Source organism: Novosphingobium sp. (assembly GCF_031424035.1).
In the GTDB taxonomy this organism is placed as follows: domain Bacteria; phylum Pseudomonadota; class Alphaproteobacteria; order Sphingomonadales; family Sphingomonadaceae; genus Novosphingobium.
On the sequence record NZ_JANPGP010000101.1, the window covers coordinates 1 to 17,212 of the forward strand.

Here is a 17,212-nt window from a genome sequence, read left to right on the forward strand (position 1 = left end):
TGATTGCGCTCTACCGGTGGGACGGGACGAGCTGGGTTAAACAAGACTGCAACTGGAGACCAAATCATGAAGTTCATCAACAACCTGTTCCGTGACGAAGCTGGTGCAACCGCTATCGAATACGGCCTGATCGCTGCTCTCATCGCCGTCGCCATCATGTCGACGATCGGTGGCCTCGGCACCGAACTGAACAAGACCTTCTCGAAGACTTCTTCGGCCATGAGCTCGACCAACGCCTAATAGCGGGTCAAGTTCGACAAGATTTGGGGCGGCAGGTTTACCTGCCGCCCCTTTTCTTTGTCCAGTGTCCACTGTCCGCAATGATTAATATGAAATTGCGTTAGGGAAATCTCTTTAGTCCGCTTTTAACCTTATGAGCGAAAACGGCATGGACTCTTCCGGGGAGCGGAACGAGCCGAGTATCAACTCCAAATCATGGAGAATGCACATGTCGTTCGTCACAAAGATCCTTCGGGATGAAACCGGCGCTACTGCCATCGAATACGGCCTGATCGCCGCCCTGATTGCTGTTGCGATCATGACCACAATTGGCGGGCTGGGTACCGAGCTCGACAAGACCTTCTCGAAGACCTCTTCGTCGCTGTCTTCGACCAACGCCTGATAAAAATCAGGGTCGCTAACGAAAGGGGGCGCGGAGCAATCCGCGCCCCCTTTTTGCGTCGTCAGTACACGACCAGCTTGATCTTCTGGCCGGGGGTCAGCTTTGATGTGGAGGTCAACCCGTTAAGCACCAGGAAGCGGTCAAGCTTGTAATCGCTGTAGGCCATCTTGGAGGAGAGCGACTGCAAGGTGTCACCGGAACTCACTGTCACCACGGAAAGTCTGCGCGGCTTGATAGAGGCAGCATCGGTTGCTGAAATCCGCCGCATCGAAGCGAACATCGGATCGAATGACTGGGCGCCGCCGGACTTGGCCAAGGCGACGAAATGGAAAGCCTGCGAATTCGAGAATTCATAGGCGAACACCACGGCATCAACCTGCCCGCTCGATGAGTTCACTCGCGCAGCGCCGTAAGCCGCCGGAATGCCGTTCACCGTCGTGCGCTGGATGCTACCGGGATCAATCGTCTGGCCCTGCCCCGCGAGCCCGGTGAACACCGAGCGGACATAGGTATCGAGATTGCCGCTGTATGCGGCACTGGTCAGTTCAGCTTGACCGGACTGTCCGGTGATCGCAACAGCGCGCGTGCCGTTCGTCATGTAAAAGCCCTGGGGGGCGTCAAAGCTGAAGCGGAATTCGGGATGCGTGAAGCGCCGGCCTTCGATCACGCCCTGTTTCGGATCGTCATCCATCATCATGCCATTGACGCCGGTGAGAAACCGATCGCGGTTGGTCTTGCCGGTGGCCGATCCCGCCTTTGCCAGCGCAGCCTTGATGCGCGGGGCATCGGAAGGGTGAGTCGAAGCCCATTCCGGAACCTGCGTGGCCGTCCGGCCCTGGATGCGCGCTTCGAGCGCGTTTTCGTTGGCCAGCGCCTGCAGCACCGTACCCATCGCGTGCGGATCGTACCCGCCACGCTTGAGGTATTCAACGCCGAGATTGTCTGCCTCGGTTTCCTGGCTGCGCGAATACTTGAGGGTCAATATCTGCGAGCCTTGGATCAGGCCCTTCTGCACGATGTTTCCAAGACCGCTATTGCCCAGCACTGCCCCGGCAAGCACCGATCCCAGCACGCCGATCACAGTGTTACGCGTCGCCGCACTTTGCCGCTTGTTGGAATGTCGAGCGGCAACATGGCCAACCTCGTGGCTCAGAACGCCGGCAAGTTCGGCCTCGTTGTTCATCAGGCCGACGAGATCGCGGGTGACGTATATGTAACCGCCGGGAATGGCGAAAGCATTGTTCACCGGCGAATTGAGCAACGTAACGGTAAAGTCGGACCGGGCGTTACTGAGGCCCGAATAGATCGCCACATCCTTGCCAATGCCCTCCACATAGGTGGCCTGCGGACCGCTAACCGCGCCGCCGAATTCCTCGACCAGTTGCGGGTGCGCCTTTGCGCCCTGCTCCTTGTCGGATTGGCTGATCGATTGGGCAGTCTGGGCGCTGGCCAGGCTCGGCAGGAAAGCGAGCGCGCCGGCGCTGGCCATGAAAACAAGCGTTTTGCGGCCGGTCATCTTGCGGACAGTCATAAGGTATCTCCTTTGCGAGTCGGCAAAACGCTGCAACTTTTCGGAAGTTGCAGGCCGCCCAGCCGAACATACGCAAAAGCGATCCCGGTTCAGGAACGACCAATACGCAAGAATCGCTCTTCGCGCAGCCTGATCCGATCGTTTGCCGGAATTTTTGCAAGTGTATCAAGCTCCGCATCGATGACCTTGGCAAGCCGCTGGGCGGTAAGCGCGGGGTCGCGGTGGGCACCGCCAACAGGTTCGGGAACGATCCGGTCAATCACGCCGAGCCGTTCGAGATGCTGGGCGGTGACCTTCATCGCTTCGGCCGCGTCGGGCGCCTTTTCGGGCGTGCGCCACAGGATCGAGCTGGCGCCTTCGGGCGAAATCACCGAGTAAACCGAATGTTCGAGCATCAGCACGCGTTCCGCAGAGGCCAGCGCCACAGCGCCGCCTGAACCGCCCTCACCCACGATCACCGAAACCATGGGCACCGGCAGGGAAAGGCAGGCTTCGGTCGAGCGGGCAATGGCCTCAGCCTGACCGCGCTCTTCGGCTTCAACACCCGGGAATGCGCCGGATGTATCGACCAGCGTCACGACCGGCAGGCCGAACCGTCCGGCCAGTTCCATCAGGCGAATCGCCTTGCGGTAGCCCTCGGGCTTGCCCATGCCGAAGTTGTGGCGGATGCGGGTGGCCGTATCGTGGCCCTTTTCATGACCGATCAGCATGACGCGGCGGCCATCGAGCCGGGCAAACCCGCCAAGGATGGCCTCGTCCTCGCCAAAATAGCGATCTCCGCCCAAAGGCATGAATTCGGTAAAAGCCAGACGGACGTAATCGACAAAGTGCGGCCGCATCGGATGGCGGGCGACCTGCGTCTTCTGCCAAGGCGTCAAAGCTCCGTAAGTGCTCGCCAGCAGGGCAGCGCTTTTCTTCTCAAGCCGGGCGATCTCGCTGGCCAGGTCAACGTCACCATCGGCGGCCAATGTGCGCAGTTCGGCTATGCGGGCTTCAAGCGCCGCGAGCGGCTTTTCGAATTCGAGGTAAGAGACCATGGCTCGCCTCTAATCGCGGCTGCGATGCGCGGCAAGGGGATGACGCGCATTGACCAGTGCAACAAGCCGGGCCGCATCAACATGAGTGTAGATCTGCGTTGTCGAAATGTCGGCATGGCCCAGCAGGGTCTGGAGCACGCGCAGGTCGGCCCCGCCCTCAAGCAGGTGCGTGGCAAAGGCATGTCGCAGGACGTGCGGAGAGACCTTTTCGGGCGCGAGACCCGCCCGTAGCGCCAGATCCTTGAGCATCTGGAACAGCCGAACCCGCGTCAGATGGCCCGATTTACCACGTGAGGGAAACAGGTGCTTGCCGCCGTCGACCCTCAGATCCAGCCAACGTGACAGCGCCTGCTTTGCCCGGGTGCTGACGGGTACAAGCCGTTGCTGGCCGCCCTTGCCGGTCACATGAAGGAACGGCGCATCGCGGGGCACGGAGTTGAGCGGCAAGGATACCAGTTCGGTGGCGCGCAGACCTGAACCGTACAACAATTCGAGCAGCGCCAGCATCCGCACCGCCTCAGGCTTGTCTGATTCGGCCTCAGCTTCGGCCCGCGCGAACAGGGCATCGACATCGCCGTGGCCAAGGAGCTTGGGTAGAGGCCGCCGTGTCCGGGGCCGGGGCAGCGCCGGCGAAGGATCGTCCTCGCGCAGCCCCTCGTCCTGCAGGAAGGCATAGAACTGGCGGAGCGCGGAACACTTGCGAGCAAGGCTGGACGGGGCCAGCGCGCTCCACGCAGCACCCAACTTTCCGAGATCTTCGGGGCTGGCAGCAGCTACGTCTCCGACAATTTCCTCCGCCCCTTCAAGATCGCGGCGATAGGCAGCAATCGTGTTCACCGCAGCGCCGCGTTCGGCGGCGAGCATGGCAAGGAAGGATGCGACCGGATCGGACGTGATCAGGCCCTCGCCACGGCTTCGGCGGCGATCATCCGGGCCTCGGCGCGAAGGCCTACCCGGTCAAGCGCGGCGACGATGTGATAGAGATGGCGCGGGGTCATCTTGCTCCACGTTGGCCCCTGCATACCGACCCCTGCAAGGATGGCCACCAATCCAGGATTGTTGACGGCAGCCGCCTGGTCGATCGCCTGAGCCCAGCGGCTGTCAGCGGCGAGAGAGAAACCCATGTCGCTGGCGAGATCGTTGCCGGTTTGCTGAGAAATGCGCCGCAAACCGGCCAGCCCGGCGATGAACATGCGGGTTTTCGCCTGCTCCTCGCTCTCATCAGCTGCGCGGAAAGTATCGATCTGATCGCGTGACACCTCGGCCGTTCGGTTGGCCTGAGCCAGCGCGAGCAAGGCCCAACCCTCGCTACCATTAGGAACGACTGCGCCCCATTTGACCGCGTTCTCATCAAGTCCGGCGGACAGCATCGAGGCGATCAGGCCCGGTGATTCCTCTAAAAAATCGCTCGAAACCGGCAGGCGGGCGGCGGCATAGGCGGTTAGAACCTGCCGCGAGTAGAACTGCAGGGTCACAGAGCGATCACCCCACAGCGCAGTGATCGCCGCGACCTTTTCCTTGTCGGACGCCGCAAGATAGGCCGCTTGCAGCTGTCCCGCCCGGCTTGCCCAGTCGCCCGCGCCACCCAGCGCAAAGACCTGGCTGTAAAGGTCGACCATGGCCGTGCTCGACAGCACGCCCTGCCCTGCGGCGAAATCGGCAGCCGAGGCGCGCAGTTCGAGCGGCGCAAAAGGCGAACTCGCCGGATTGGCGCGCAGCGAGGCAGGCGAGGAGGCGGTCAGGCTTGCCGGCGGCTCCAGCCCCACGGCGAGCGCCAGGTTGTAGCGCAGGGGGGTCATTCCCTCGACGCCGTCCCATTCGATCTTCACCGCGCGCTGGCCGCGGTTGGCGGCACCGGCGTACTTCTGGGCGAGCAGCACGTCGATCCGCTCCACGCCGCTACCGGGCGTCAGGCGATCGAGCACGGTCATCGCGCGGCTGCCTTCGCCCGAATAGGCGCTGCAGATCGCCTGAAAAACCTTCCACTGGTTGTCCTTGCGCGCGCCGCCCTGGAAGGTGACGACCGGACAGGCACCGGTGAAATCGCCCGTCTGGACATAGGCGTCGAGTGCCGCCTGGCTAAGCGCCGGAGAATAATTCGCAGCGTCGATGTCCTGCAGCAGTTCACGTGCCGCCACGCCTTCGCCCATGCGCACCAGCAACGAGGCACGCAGTGCGGCGAATTCAGCGGGCGTCATGCCGCTGGGCGCATCAAGCCGCGAAGCCAGAGCGCGGCGGAGCAGAATGTGGCCCCAGCGCGATACCAGCTGGCCATTGTTGCCCGCAAGGACCGCACGCACCAGCGAGGCGTTCTGCCCGGCGAAGGTCCACGAAGGCAAGCCGCCCTCGCTCTCATCCAGAACGCCAAGCCGCTTCATTTCACGGCGGGCGCCCGCAGGTACGTCGAACTTCGGCTTGTTGCCCAGCAGTGTGGCAAGCTCTTCCGGAGACATCTTTTCGATGCGGTCGAGCGAGGGGATGGCTGCAGGAAGCGTGACGCTGCCTGTGGATGGCGCGCTGCGGCCCGGGATCGACTGGACTACCGGCGAAGAAATCGTCGTCGGTCCGCCGGAACTAGCCGGTGCCTGAGCAGCGGCCTTTGGCTGCGGCTTGTCAAAACCGGGCGGCAGCAGTGATTCGGGGCCTTGCTGTGCAATGGCTATTGCCGAAGTGACGAGCAGCGCGGCTGCAAGCGCGATACGGGCCTGTTTCACTTGGGTTGCTCCGGAACGGTGACGTCCTGTGACATCGGGCGCAGCTCTCGCTTGCCGCCGTCGATCCATGCCCAGATTACCAGAATCAGCAACACCAACGCCGTTACAGCCAATATTCGATTCCTGCCTGCCAGCATCGCCACGCCGAACCACTCCCCGGAAAGCTTGCGCCCGTCCCTATCGCATCTATAGGCGGGCCTGCAATGGAACATGAAGCAATCATGCCCGGAACTGCCGAAATTTCGGCGCTGGTCCAGCGGATTGACCGGCCAATCGTGCTCGTCGGCATGATGGGCGTCGGCAAATCGACGATTGGCCGCAAGCTGGCGAGCCTGCTGCACCTTGCCTTCGTCGACGCTGACGACGCGATCGAGGAAGCCGCGCACATGACGATCAGCGACATGTTCGAGCTTTATGGCGAGGCCAGTTTCCGCGACGGTGAGCGGCGCGTCATCGCCCGATTGATCGGCGAAGCTGGCGAAAAGCCGAAAGTCATCGCTACTGGCGGCGGCGCCTTCTGCAACCCGGAAACCCGTGCGCTGATCCTTGACCGGGCAATCACCATCTGGCTCGACAGCGATGTCGATGTGCTGGTCGAAAGGGTTGGCCGCAAAGACAACCGCCCTCTGCTCCGCAATGGCGATCCGCACGAAATTCTCGCCCGGCTCCGTTCGGAGCGCGAACAATTCTATGCCGAAGCCCCGATCCGGGTGAAGAGCGGCAACGTCCCGCATGCGCACGCACTGGCGCAAGTGGTGAAGGAGATCGACGCATGGCTGTGATCGCGGTTTCGCTGGCGGGGCGGCCCTATGACGTCCGGGTCGAGCGCGGCTTGCTGGGCGACATCGCTGCCGCCTGCGGCACGCGACTGCGCAAGACCGTGGTGCCGATCGTTACCGATGCCAATGTTCATGCTGCATGGGGCGTCGCGATCGAAGCATCGCTGCTTGCTGCCGGAAAGCGGCCCGCGTGGCGCATTCTGCCGCCGGGCGAGAAGACCAAGTCATGGGAATCGCTGTCGGCGCTGGTCGACTGGCTGCTCGAACTCGAAGTCGAGCGCGGCGATCACATCATCGCGCTGGGCGGCGGCGTGATTGGCGATCTGACCGGCTTTGCTGCGTCAATCCTCAAGCGCGGCTGCAACTTTATCCAGGTGCCAACCACACTGCTGGCGCAGGTCGATTCAAGCGTTGGCGGCAAGACGGCGATCAACACCGCGGCGGGCAAGAACCTTGTCGGCGCGTTCCATCAGCCTTCGCTGGTGCTGGCCGATCCGGACGCGCTTGATACCCTGCCCCCGCGCGAAGTCCGCGCCGGCTATGCCGAGGTCGTCAAATACGGCCTTTTGGGCGATGCAGCGTTCTTTGACTGGTGCGAGGCGAATGGCACTGCGCTGCTCGCGGGCGATGCGCAGGCCCGCGAAACCGCCATTGCTGCCTCGGTTGAGGCCAAGGCGCGCGTTGTGGCGGAGGACGAGCGCGAGACGACCGGCGCGCGGGCTTTGCTCAACCTTGGTCACACCTTCGGCCACGCGCTTGAGGCGCAGACCGGCTTTTCAGACCGCCTGCTTCACGGCGAGGGCGTTGCCATGGGCATGGTTCTGGCGGCGCGCTATTCGGCGCGGCGCGGCCTGATGGCGGCTGCTGAGGTTGATCGCGTTTCAGCCCATTTCGCCGCGACCGACCTGCCGCACCGATTGTCTGCGCTAGGCCTCAATTGCGCGGGCGAAACGTTGGTCCAGCACATGCTGCACGACAAGAAGATGGACGCGGGCACCCTGCCCTTCGTCCTGATGCGCGGTATCGGCGCGGCATTTCTGGCGAAGGATGTGGAACTGGCCGACGTTGCGCAGTTCCTCGATGCGGAACTTGCGTCCTGATCAGCCGAATACAGCCACCGATTGCATACCGGAAACCACTGGCTCGCCATCGGCGTTCCATAGGCCCATGTGCTGGCTGGAGCAGCCGCGTTCTGAATAGTCGGCGTTCGATCGCAGCAGCCACCAGCCATCGCGCGTTACCGGCGCCGGGGTCAGCAGGTTGGCGATCCATGTCATCGAACTGACCGGGGTTGCCGGCGTGAGCAGCGGCAGGATTCCCGGCGGCAAGGCATCGGCGACTAGCATGACCTCAACCATCGGATCGAGAATTGCGCGATCCTTTGACCGCACCCACCAACAGATTTCCGCGCTCTTGCCCTCGGCTTTGGGCAGGGCAAAGCGGACCTCGAAATTGCTGCGCAGGAACACCGGCATATGCGGATGCGGTTCGAAGATGCGACTATCGTCTGCGGCGATCAAACCGACGGGGGCAATCTGCCGATTGAGATGCACGGCCGAATCCACCGGCCCCATGAAAACAAACGTCGCGGTCAGAGTGCAGGCCCCGCCGCATGAAACTTCAGCACCGATCCACGTGGCGTTCTTGCCTTTGCGCAGCATGCGAACGCTGACTTCAGCCAGTCCGCTCGCCGGCCCGACAAAGTTGACCGAGGCCGAGCGAAGCGGCGGCAGGTCTTCCCCGCCTAGGCGCATCGCGGCAGTCAGCGCCAGCGCGGCGGAAAATCCCCCGTAGGCCGTGCGACCCTGCAACCACGTGTCCGGAACGGTCAGCGCAAAGCCGTGTTCGCGCTGTTCCGCGCCGTCAATCAGCGCGGCAAAGCTCATTCAAGCTCCAGAATGATCGCATCCACCGCCAGGCTTTCGCCCGCCTTGGCATTGACCTTCTTGACCGTGGCCGACTTTTCAGCGCGCAGAATATTTTCCATCTTCATGGCTTCGACCACGGCGAGCGGCTGGCCAGCCTCGACCTTGTCGCCTTCCTGAACATTGAGCGACACCAGCAGGCCCGGCATCGGGCAGATCAGGAACCGCGAAAGATCGGGCGGGACCTTTTCGATCATGTGATCAGCCAGATGCGCCACATGCTGCGGCAGCACGCGAACGGCGTGGATGCGGCCGCGCGTCGTCATCTTCCAGCCTGCGCGTGTGCGGGCGAGCTTCACGCCCAGTACGCCATCGCCGATCTCGGCTTCAACAAAGCGGTCGCCCGGCGTGTAAGCCAGGCTCAGGTCGATCTTCTCGCCATCGACCTTGATCGACTTGTGGCCGATCTTCACCTTGTGGGCAGCGCCATCGACCACGATCTGCCACTTGTGCGGCGGCGGCAGGGTATCGCCCAGCTGGCCGTCAATCCGGCGCGCACGGTCGGCATCGGCAGAGGCGATGAAACCGGCGATTGCGGAAAGCTGCACCTTCAGCTCGTCCGAGCTGGCCGCTCCGGTAAAGCCGTCCGGATATTCCTCGGCAATGAAGCCGGTGGTCAGTTCGCCCGAGCGGAAGCGCGGATGCTGCATGATGGCCGAGACGAAATCGATGTTGTGGCCCAGCCCCTCGATCTCGAAAGCGTCGAGCGCGGCAATCTGCTTGTCCGCCGCTTCGTCGCGGGTTTCGCCCCAGGTGATCAGCTTGGCGATCATCGGGTCATAGAACATCGAGACTTCGCCGCCTTCATAGACGCCGTCGTCCACGCGGATGCCGTCAACACCCCGGCGGCCATTTTCCGCGCCGTCGTCCGTCCAGCCTTCGACCGGCGGATTGTAGCGCACGAGCCGGCCCGTCGAAGGCAGGAATCCGCGATAGGGGTCTTCGGCATAGACGCGGTTTTCGATCGCCCAGCCGTCGATCTTCACATCGTCCTGCGTGAAGGCCAGTTCCTCACCAGCAGCAACGCGGATCATCTGTTCGACCAGATCGACCCCGGTGATGCACTCGGTAACCGGGTGCTCCACCTGCAGGCGGGTGTTCATTTCGAGGAAGTAGAAGCTCTCGCCGCTCGGGTCCGCTCCCGAGACGATCAGTTCCACCGTGCCGGCACTGTAATAGCCCACGGCCTTTGACAGCGCGACGCACTGTTCGCCCATGGCCTTGCGCATCTTTTCGGTGACGAAAGGCGAAGGCGCTTCCTCGACCACTTTCTGGTGGCGGCGCTGGATGCTGCATTCGCGCTCGTTTAGATACAAAACGTTGCCGTGCTTGTCGCCGAGGATCTGGATTTCGATGTGGCGCGGGTTGAGAATGAACTTCTCGATGAAAACGCGGTCATCGCCGAACGAATTCAGGCCTTCGCGCTTGGTCGCCTCGAAGCCCTCGCGCACGTCCTTTTCGTTGTAGGCAAGGCGCATACCCTTACCGCCGCCGCCGGCCGAAGCCTTCATCATCACCGGATAGCCGATCTCGTCCGAGATGCGCACAGCATGCTCGGTATCTTCGATCTCGCCGACGAAGCCGGGAACGACATTGACGCCGGCCTTTAGGGCCAGCTTCTTGGACTCGATCTTGTCGCCCATTGCGGCAATCGCGTTCACCGGGGGCCCGATGAACTCGATGCCTTCCTTGGCCAAGGCCTCGGCAAACGAGGTGCGTTCCGAGAGGAAGCCGTAACCGGGATGAACCGCATCAGCGCCGGTCTGCTTGGCCGCCGCGATGATCTTGTCCGCGATCAGGTAGCTTTCGGACGCCGGCGAGGGTCCGATATGCACCGCCTCGTCCGCCATCTTGACGAACGGCGCGCGGGCATCGGCGTCGGAATAGACCGCGACCGTCTGGATACCCATGCGTCGCGCCGTCTTGATGACACGGCAGGCGATTTCACCACGGTTGGCGATGAGGATTTTCTTGAACATCACTGATCCTGACTATCAAATCGTCGAAACAGTCGCTTGAGGACGAGGAGCCCGACAAGCGAAACAGCGGCGAAACTTACAACCCCGAAAAGCTGCCTTTGGTGATCATCGTAGTATTTGCCCGAGCCCAATATGTACCCGAAGCAAACCGCCGCAATTGCCAGCACGACAATGCCACTTAAAAGGCAGCCTAGCTCTCTCACCCCGCCGCATCCAAAGGCGGCATGTTGTGGCCCAGCAGGACCAGCATGTCCGCCGCGCATTCGACGACGTTCGAACCGGGTCCGTAGATGCCTTGGACGCCCGCCTCACGCAGGTAGTCGTAGTCCTGCGGCGGGATCACGCCGCCCGCGACGACCTTGATGTCGGGGCGGCCCGCAGCCTTGAGGTGGCCGATCAGTTCAGGGATCAGCGTCTTGTGACCCGCAGCGAGCGAGCTTGCGCCGACGGCATCGACATCGTTGTCGAGAGCGAGTTTGCAGGCCTCTTCCGGGGTCTGGAACAGCGGACCCGAAGTCACCGCGAAGCCCATGTCGGTGAAGGCCGAGGCGATCACGTTGGCACCGCGATCGTGGCCGTCCTGGCCCATTTTCGCAACCAGCAAACGCGGTGCGCGGCCGAGGCGGCGGGTGACGGCTTCGACGCCTTCGATCACCTGGGCATAGCGGCTGTCATCGGCATAGGCCTTGCCATAGATGCCCGTCACGGGAACCGGCTGCGTGCCATAGCGGCCAAACTCCGCTTCCATCGCGTCGGAAATTTCGCCGAGCGAGGCACGGTGGCGGGCGGCTTCCACGGCGAGTGCGAGCAGGTTGCCCCCATCCTTCGCGCCTTCGGTCAGGGCTTCCAGCGCCGCGCGGCACTTGGCCTCGTCACGGCTGGCGCGCATCTTCTGCAGGCGGACGATCTGCGATTCACGCACCGCGTGGTTGTCAATATCGAGCGTATCGAGGTGCGCTTCCTCGGCCAGCCGGTACTTGTTGACGCCGACGATGACGTCCTCGCCCTTGTCGACGCGGGCCTGACGTGCGGCGGCGGCCTCTTCGATGCGCTGCTTCGGCATGCCCGTGGCGACCGCCTTCGTCATGCCCCCGATGCCGTCGACTTCCTCGATCAGCTTCCAGGCATCGTCGACCAGCTGCTGGGTCAGCGCCTCGATGTAGTACGAGCCGCCAAGCGGATCGACGACCTTGGTGATGCCGGTTTCCTCGGTCAGCACGATCTGCGTGTTGCGGGCGATGCGGGCCGAGAAATCGGTCGGCAGCGCGATCGCTTCATCGAGCGCGTTGGTGTGCAGCGACTGGGTGCCGCCGAGCACCGCCGCCATGGCTTCAACGGTGGTGCGGATGACGTTGTTGTAGGGATCCTGTTCCTGCAGGCTGACGCCCGAGGTCTGGCAGTGGGTGCGCAGCATTTTCGAGCGTTCGCTCTTGGCGCCGAGGCCGTCCATCACGCGGTGCCACAGCGTGCGTGCGGCGCGCAGCTTGGACACTTCCATGAAGAAGTTCATGCCAATGCCGAAGAAGAAGCTCAGGCGGCCGGCGAAGGCATCGATATCGAGACCCGATTCCACCGCGCGCTTCACGTATTCCTTGCCGTCGGCAATGGTGAAGGCCAGTTCCTGCACCGCGGTCGCCCCGGCTTCGTGCATGTGGTAGCCGGAGATCGAAATCGAGTTGAATTTCGGCATGTTGGCCGAGGTATAGGCGATGATGTCCGATACGATCCGCATCGAAGGTTCGGGCGGATAGATATAGGTATTGCGGACCATGAACTCCTTGAGGATGTCGTTCTGGATGGTCCCGTCGAGCAGTTCGGTGGCGACGCCCTGCTCCTGTCCCGCAACGATGAAGAAGGCGAGGATCGGGATCACCGCGCCGTTCATCGTCATTGAAACCGACATCTGATCAAGCGGAATACCGTCGAACAGGATCTTCATGTCCTCGACGGAATCGATCGCCACGCCGGCCTTGCCCACATCGCCGACAACGCGCGGGTGGTCCGAGTCATAACCGCGATGCGTGGCCAGATCGAAGGCGACCGAAAGGCCCTTCTGCCCGGCCGCGAGATTGCGGCGGTAGAAGGCGTTCGATTCCTCGGCGGTGGAGAAACCGGCGTACTGGCGGATCGTCCAGGGGCGTCCGGCATACATCGATGCGCGCACACCGCGAGTGAACGGCGCGAAACCCGGAAGGCCCGGATCGCCAGCGTCTTCCGCCGTATAGAGCGGCTTGATCGCAAAGCCTTCTGGCGTGTTCCAGGTCAGGTCCCTAAAACGTTCTGGGCCCTTGACCTCTTTCGCGGCGGCTGCCTGCCAGTCTTCGATTTTCGCCATGATAGTCCTCATTCGCCCCGGAATACCGGGGGCCTTTTTTCCAGGAAAGCCTGCACGGCCTCCGCACAATCCTTGGCATTGCCCGAGGTGCGCTGGGCATCTTCCTCGGTGCGCAGTGCGTTTTCGTACGTCGAACTGGCGGCAAACTGCAGCGCTTGCCGGATCTGGCCGTAAGATACGGTCGGGCCTGCCGCGAGGCGGGTGGCCAGCGCCATGGCTTCGGCCAGCAAGGCCTCGTCCGCCACGACCTTGTAGATCATGCCCCAGTCGAGCGCCTTGGCCGCCGGGATGCGCTCCACCAGCATCAGTGCTTCGTTGGCGCGGGCGAGGCCGACCAGGCGCGGCAGGATCCAGCTTGCCCCGGCATCGAGTGCCAAACCGACATTTGCGAATGCGAAGTAGAAAAACGCGCTCTCACCGGCGATCACGAAATCGGCGTGAAGCGCGAGCGGCGCGCCAGCACCGGCTGCTGCTCCGTTGACCGCTGCAACCACCGGGATTTTCAGACCCGCCAGCTTGCGCAACATCGGGTTCACCGCATCTTCGAGGCCCTTGGCGATCATGTCGCCAAAGCCCATGCCTTCGGGCGTTTCCGAGGCCATGTTGCCGCCCGAGCAAAAGCCCTTGCCCGCCCCCGTGATCACCAGCGCCCGCGCATCGCCAAGCTGGTCGAGCGCTTGGCCCATATCCCGGCACAGATCCCACGACAGCGAATTTCGCGTGGCCGGGTCATTGAGCGTCAGAACCGCAACGGCGCCGTGGCGTTCGAGGGTGATCTTCGAGAAGGTCATCAATGCGCTCCCTTCGGGGTTTCCATGATCTCGGTGAGGATGCCGCCCATGTCCTTGGGGTGGACGAAGAAGATCATCGTGCCATGCGCGCCGACGCGCGGTTCGCCCAGCACACGCTTGCCCAGAGCCTCAAACTCAGCCTTGGCAACGTGGATATCGGGCACTTCAAAGCAGAGGTGATGCTGGCCGCCAAGCGGGTTCTTCTCAAGCCACTTGCCCACCGTGCTGTCGGGCGAAGTCGGCTGGAGCAATTCGACCTGCGTGCCGTTCATGCCGCTGTCGGTCGGCGTGTTTACGAAGCAGACGCGGACCTGCTGCGATTCCAGCACGAACGGTTCGGTGATGTCTGTCGCGCCCATGACATCGCGGTAAAACGCGATCGAGGCATCGAGATCGGGCGTGGCAACGCCGATGTGGTTCATCCGGCCCAATTTCATGCGGCAACCCTTTCAATGATCAGGGCAATGCCCTGCCCGCCGCCGATGCACATCGTGATCAAGCCATAGCGGCCCTCAATGCGCTTCAGTTCGTAAGCGCACTTGATGGTCAGGATGCAGCCGGTAGCGCCAACGGGATGGCCAAGGCCGACGCCCGAGCCGTTGGGATTGACCTTTTCCGGATCAAAACCAAGCTCCTTGGCCACCGCAGCAGCCTGCGCGGCGAAGGCCTCGTTGCTTTCGATCACGTCCATCTGATCAAGGCTGAGACCGGCGCGTTCCAGCGCGATCGGTACGGCCTTGATCGGGCCTTCGCCCATGTGATCGGGCTCGACCCCGGCGTGGCCCCAGGCGATGATCTTCGCCAGCGGCTTCAGCCCGCGCTTTTCGACTTCCGCGCCGGTCGCCAAAACCACGGCGGCAGCGCCATCATTGATGCCCGAGGCATTGGCTGCGGTAACGGTGCCGTCCTTCTTGAAAGCCGGACGCATGGCGGCCAGCGTTTCCATGCTGGTATCGGCCTTCACGTGTTCATCGGTGTCAAAGGCGACCACGCCCTTGCGGGTCTTCACTTCGACGGGGACGATCTGTTCCTTGAACCGGCCCTCAGCGATGGCGCGGGCGGCGCGCTGGTGGCTGGTCACGGCCACCGCGTCCATGTCCTCGCGGCTGATGCAGTGGCGCGCGGCGACGTTTTCCGCCGTGATGCCCATGTGATAGCCGCCGAGCGCATCCTGCAGGCCAACCGTCAGCGCGTCCTCAACCGGGTTGTCACCCATCTTGCGGCCCCAGCGCACGCCGTGATCGTGGTAAGGCACGTTGGTCATCGATTCCGCACCGCCAGCGACGGTGATCGAGGCCTCGCCGGTCATCATCAGGCGCGCAGCATTGACGATCGCCTCGACGCCCGAACCGCAGAGACGGTTGAGCGTCAGCGCGGGAACGTGAAGCGGAATATCGGCCTTGAGCGCAATCGCGCGGCTGAGCATCTCGTCACGCGCGCTCGACGGCATGACCTGCCCGATAACGACGTGCTGCACGTCCGAGGGCGCCACGCCCGAGCGCTTCAGCGCCTCGGAAACGACAATCGCGCCCAGCTCGTTCGGCATGAAGCCCTTGAGCGTGCCGCCGAAGTCACCAATTGCTGTGCGTGCGCCGCTGACGATGTAGATGTCGTTCATTTGCTTCAGTTTCCTAATTCAGATGATTTGCGCCTTGACTCGAATTTTGTTCTCTTCTCGGCTCGTTCTCGTTTCTGAACGTAAGCTCCGCCAATCAAGGCGATGCCCAACGCCAACATATAGAACTGCGAATATCGGTAGAGCTTCGCGTCATTTGTTTCGACGAAATATCCTTTTCCTTTGACCGAGATCAGTTCGGTCCTGATTGCAGATTTCGACGCGTAGGATGGGTCAGAGAACACTTTCGAACCGATATGCAGCGAAATCAGCCAGCTTGAAATGAAACCCAAAACTCCTAGCGCTATCGCGAATTTTGCAAGTTTGAGCTTGGCGTCCACGTCTTCACCTCACAACGGAATATTATCGTGCTTCTTCCACGGATTCTCGAGGTGCTTGTTCTTCAGCTTCCTCAGGCCCAGCGCGATGCGGCGGCGGGTGGAGTGCGGATAGATCACCTCGTCGATGAAGCCCTTGCTTGCCGCCACGAAGGGGTTGGCGAACCGGTCTTCGTATTCCTTGGTCTTTTCGGCGATGCCGGCGGCGTCGAGCCCGCGGAAGATGATTTCCACCGCGCCCTTGGCGCCCATCACGGCGATTTCGGCGGTCGGCCAGGCGTAGTTGAGATCGCCGCGCAGGTGCTTTGACGCCATAACGTCATAGGCACCGCCATAGGCCTTGCGGGTGATCACGGTGATCTTCGGCACGGTTGCCTCGGCATAGGCAAACAGCAGTTTCGCGCCGTGCTTGATGATACCGCCCATCTCCTGCGAGGTGCCGGGCAGGAAGCCCGGAACGTCGACGAAAGTGACGATCGGAATGTTGAAGGCATCGCAGAACCGCACAAACCGCGCAGCCTTCTTCGACGAGTTGATGTCGAGGCAACCGGCGAGGACCATCGGCTGGTTGGCGACCACACCCACGGTCTTGCCCTCGATCCGTCCGAAACCGCACAGAATATTGCCCGCATGCATCGGCTGGATTTCGAAGAAGTCGCCCTCGTCGAGCACCTTCCGCACCACTTCGTGCATGTCATAGGGCTGGTTGGCGTTCGCCGGGATCAGCGTGTCGAGGCTGTCCTCTCGGCGGTCCCACGGGTCGGAATTGGGCCGCTGGGGAACGTCCTCGCGGTTGTTGAGCGGCAGGTAATCGAAGAAATCGCGCGCAGCGAGCAGCGCCTCGACGTCGTTTTCCAGAGCGAGGTCGGCGACCGAGGTCTTGGTCGTGTGCGTGATCGCGCCGCCCAGTTCTTCCTGCGTGACGATCTCGTTGGTCACGGTCTTCACCACGTCCGGCCCGGTGACAAACATGTAGGAGCTGTCCTTCACCATGAAGATGAAGTCGGTCATGGCGGGCGAATAGACCGCGCCGCCCGCGCAAGGCCCCATGATCAGGCTGAGCTGCGGGACGACGCCCGAAGCCGTGACATTGCGCTGGAAAATCTCGGCATAACCGCCGAGCGAAGCCACGCCTTCCTGAATGCGCGCGCCGCCGGAATCGTTGATGCCGATGACCGGCGCGCCGACCTTCATGGCGTTGTCCATCACCTTGCAGATCTTCATCGCATGGCGTTCGGACACGGCCCCGCCAAAGACGGTGAAGTCCTGACTGAAGACATAGACGAGGCGGCCGTTAATCGTGCCGCTGCCGGTGACGACACCGTCACCCGGTATGACATTTTGCGGCATGCCGAAGTCGACGCAGTTGTGCTCGACATACATGTCCAGCTCTTCGAACGAGCCTTCATCAAGCAGGATCAGCAGCCTTTCGCGCGCGGTCAGCTTGCCCTTGGCGTGCTGCGCGTCGATGCGGCGCTGGCCGCCTCCCATCCTGGCCGCATCACGGCGGCTTTCCATTTCGGCAATATTCGCGGACATGCGGTTT

At 62.5% G+C, this 17,212-nt stretch carries 17 protein-coding genes; 4 read left to right on the top strand and 13 right to left on the bottom strand.

The annotated features are described in order from the left end of the window. Nucleotides 1-66 precede the first annotated feature (66 nt). Together RMO89_RS13985 and RMO89_RS13990 are read left to right on the top strand one after the other, a co-directional pair. Nucleotides 67-240, top strand: a complete 174-nt coding sequence (locus tag RMO89_RS13985) for a Flp family type IVb pilin (RefSeq protein WP_310533846.1) — start codon at nt 67-69, stop codon at nt 238-240. 208 nt (nt 241-448) lie between these two features. After that, nucleotides 449-622, top strand: a complete 174-nt coding sequence (locus RMO89_RS13990) for a Flp family type IVb pilin (RefSeq protein ID WP_310533847.1) — start codon at nt 449-451, stop codon at nt 620-622. Between the two features lie 61 nt (nt 623-683). Here RMO89_RS13990 and RMO89_RS13995 read toward each other — a convergent pair whose 3' ends face one another. From RMO89_RS13995 to RMO89_RS14015, 5 genes are all read right to left on the bottom strand, one after another. Next, nucleotides 684-2,153 (bottom strand): M48 family metalloprotease, encoded by a 1,470-nt coding sequence (locus RMO89_RS13995; protein WP_310533848.1) that lies wholly within the window; start codon nt 2,151-2,153, stop codon nt 684-686. An 89-nt stretch (nt 2,154-2,242) separates the two neighbouring features. Then, nucleotides 2,243-3,190, bottom strand: a complete 948-nt coding sequence (locus RMO89_RS14000) for an acetyl-CoA carboxylase carboxyltransferase subunit alpha (RefSeq protein WP_310533849.1) — start codon at nt 3,188-3,190, stop codon at nt 2,243-2,245. Between the two features lie 9 nt (nt 3,191-3,199). Next, nucleotides 3,200-4,090 carry a tyrosine recombinase gene (locus RMO89_RS14005; RefSeq protein ID WP_409035559.1) on the bottom strand — a complete coding sequence of 297 codons (891 nt, stop codon included), beginning with the start codon at nt 4,088-4,090 and terminating at the stop codon, nt 3,200-3,202. After that, nucleotides 4,087-5,904 carry a hypothetical protein gene (locus RMO89_RS14010; RefSeq protein WP_310533850.1) on the bottom strand — a complete coding sequence of 606 codons (1,818 nt, stop codon included), beginning with the start codon at nt 5,902-5,904 and terminating at the stop codon, nt 4,087-4,089. Before RMO89_RS14010 ends, RMO89_RS14005 begins: the two co-directional genes overlap by 4 nt. After that, nucleotides 5,901-6,047 carry a hypothetical protein gene (locus tag RMO89_RS14015; RefSeq protein WP_310533887.1) on the bottom strand — a complete coding sequence of 49 codons (147 nt, stop codon included), beginning with the start codon at nt 6,045-6,047 and terminating at the stop codon, nt 5,901-5,903. Before RMO89_RS14015 ends, RMO89_RS14010 begins: the two co-directional genes overlap by 4 nt. 60 nt (nt 6,048-6,107) lie before the next feature. Here RMO89_RS14015 and RMO89_RS14020 point away from each other — a divergent pair, with 60 nt between their 5' ends. Then, entirely contained in the window at nt 6,108-6,686 is a 579-nt protein-coding gene (locus RMO89_RS14020) for a shikimate kinase (protein WP_310533851.1), read from the top strand. Further along, nucleotides 6,677-7,783 carry a 3-dehydroquinate synthase gene (aroB, locus tag RMO89_RS14025; protein ID WP_310533853.1) on the top strand — a complete coding sequence of 369 codons (1,107 nt, stop codon included), beginning with the start codon at nt 6,677-6,679 and terminating at the stop codon, nt 7,781-7,783. Before RMO89_RS14020 ends, aroB begins: the two co-directional genes overlap by 10 nt. Here the strand turns inward: aroB and RMO89_RS14030 are convergent, their stop codons facing one another. The 8 genes from RMO89_RS14030 to RMO89_RS14065 form a co-directional block, all read right to left on the bottom strand. After that, nucleotides 7,784-8,569, bottom strand: coding sequence for a thioesterase family protein (locus tag RMO89_RS14030; RefSeq protein WP_310533854.1), 786 nt, complete (start codon nt 8,567-8,569; stop codon nt 7,784-7,786). It abuts the gene before it with no gap. After that, complete coding sequence (locus tag RMO89_RS14035; RefSeq protein WP_310533855.1) at nt 8,566-10,587, bottom strand: acetyl/propionyl/methylcrotonyl-CoA carboxylase subunit alpha; 2,022 nt, start codon at nt 10,585-10,587, stop codon at nt 8,566-8,568. The genes RMO89_RS14030 and RMO89_RS14035 overlap by 4 nt, the downstream gene beginning before the upstream one ends. Nucleotides 10,588-10,786: 199 nt before the next feature. Further along, nucleotides 10,787-12,922 (bottom strand): methylmalonyl-CoA mutase, encoded by a 2,136-nt coding sequence (gene scpA / locus RMO89_RS14040; RefSeq protein ID WP_310533857.1) that lies wholly within the window; start codon nt 12,920-12,922, stop codon nt 10,787-10,789. A gap of 8 nt (nt 12,923-12,930) precedes the next feature. Next, entirely contained in the window at nt 12,931-13,713 is a 783-nt protein-coding gene (locus RMO89_RS14045; protein ID WP_310533859.1) for an enoyl-CoA hydratase-related protein, read from the bottom strand. After that, nucleotides 13,713-14,150, bottom strand: coding sequence for a methylmalonyl-CoA epimerase (gene mce / locus RMO89_RS14050; RefSeq protein ID WP_310533860.1), 438 nt, complete (start codon nt 14,148-14,150; stop codon nt 13,713-13,715). Before mce ends, RMO89_RS14045 begins: the two co-directional genes overlap by 1 nt. Continuing rightward, nucleotides 14,147-15,331: a beta-ketothiolase BktB gene (gene bktB / locus RMO89_RS14055; protein ID WP_310533862.1), complete on the bottom strand. Its 1,185-nt coding sequence runs from the start codon at nt 15,329-15,331 to the stop codon at nt 14,147-14,149. The genes mce and bktB overlap by 4 nt, the downstream gene beginning before the upstream one ends. Before the next feature lie 5 nt (nt 15,332-15,336). After that, entirely contained in the window at nt 15,337-15,669 is a 333-nt protein-coding gene (locus tag RMO89_RS14060) for a hypothetical protein (protein ID WP_310533864.1), read from the bottom strand. Nucleotides 15,670-15,678: 9 nt separating this feature from the next. Next, entirely contained in the window at nt 15,679-17,205 is a 1,527-nt protein-coding gene (locus tag RMO89_RS14065; protein ID WP_310533866.1) for an acyl-CoA carboxylase subunit beta, read from the bottom strand. Nucleotides 17,206-17,212 lie beyond the last annotated feature (7 nt).

What these genes read in the sequence shown, in the direction of transcription:
- RMO89_RS13985 (WP_310533846.1), top strand. Translation starts at nt 67, where the DNA reads ATGAAGTTCATCAACAACCTGTTCCGTGACGAAGCTGGTGCAACCGCT.
- RMO89_RS13990 (WP_310533847.1), top strand. Translation starts at nt 449, where the DNA reads ATGTCGTTCGTCACAAAGATCCTTCGGGATGAAACCGGCGCTACTGCC.
- RMO89_RS13995 (WP_310533848.1), bottom strand. Translation starts at nt 2,153, where the DNA reads ATGACTGTCCGCAAGATGACCGGCCGCAAAACGCTTGTTTTCATGGCC.
- RMO89_RS14000 (WP_310533849.1), bottom strand. Translation starts at nt 3,190, where the DNA reads ATGGTCTCTTACCTCGAATTCGAAAAGCCGCTCGCGGCGCTTGAAGCC.
- RMO89_RS14020 (WP_310533851.1), top strand. Translation starts at nt 6,108, where the DNA reads ATGGAACATGAAGCAATCATGCCCGGAACTGCCGAAATTTCGGCGCTG.
- aroB (WP_310533853.1), top strand. Translation starts at nt 6,677, where the DNA reads ATGGCTGTGATCGCGGTTTCGCTGGCGGGGCGGCCCTATGACGTCCGG.
- RMO89_RS14030 (WP_310533854.1), bottom strand. Translation starts at nt 8,569, where the DNA reads ATGAGCTTTGCCGCGCTGATTGACGGCGCGGAACAGCGCGAACACGGC.
- RMO89_RS14035 (WP_310533855.1), bottom strand. Translation starts at nt 10,587, where the DNA reads ATGTTCAAGAAAATCCTCATCGCCAACCGTGGTGAAATCGCCTGCCGT.
- scpA (WP_310533857.1), bottom strand. Translation starts at nt 12,922, where the DNA reads ATGGCGAAAATCGAAGACTGGCAGGCAGCCGCCGCGAAAGAGGTCAAG.
- RMO89_RS14045 (WP_310533859.1), bottom strand. Translation starts at nt 13,713, where the DNA reads ATGACCTTCTCGAAGATCACCCTCGAACGCCACGGCGCCGTTGCGGTT.
- mce (WP_310533860.1), bottom strand. Translation starts at nt 14,150, where the DNA reads ATGAAATTGGGCCGGATGAACCACATCGGCGTTGCCACGCCCGATCTC.
- bktB (WP_310533862.1), bottom strand. Translation starts at nt 15,331, where the DNA reads ATGAACGACATCTACATCGTCAGCGGCGCACGCACAGCAATTGGTGAC.
- RMO89_RS14065 (WP_310533866.1), bottom strand. Translation starts at nt 17,205, where the DNA reads ATGTCCGCGAATATTGCCGAAATGGAAAGCCGCCGTGATGCGGCCAGG.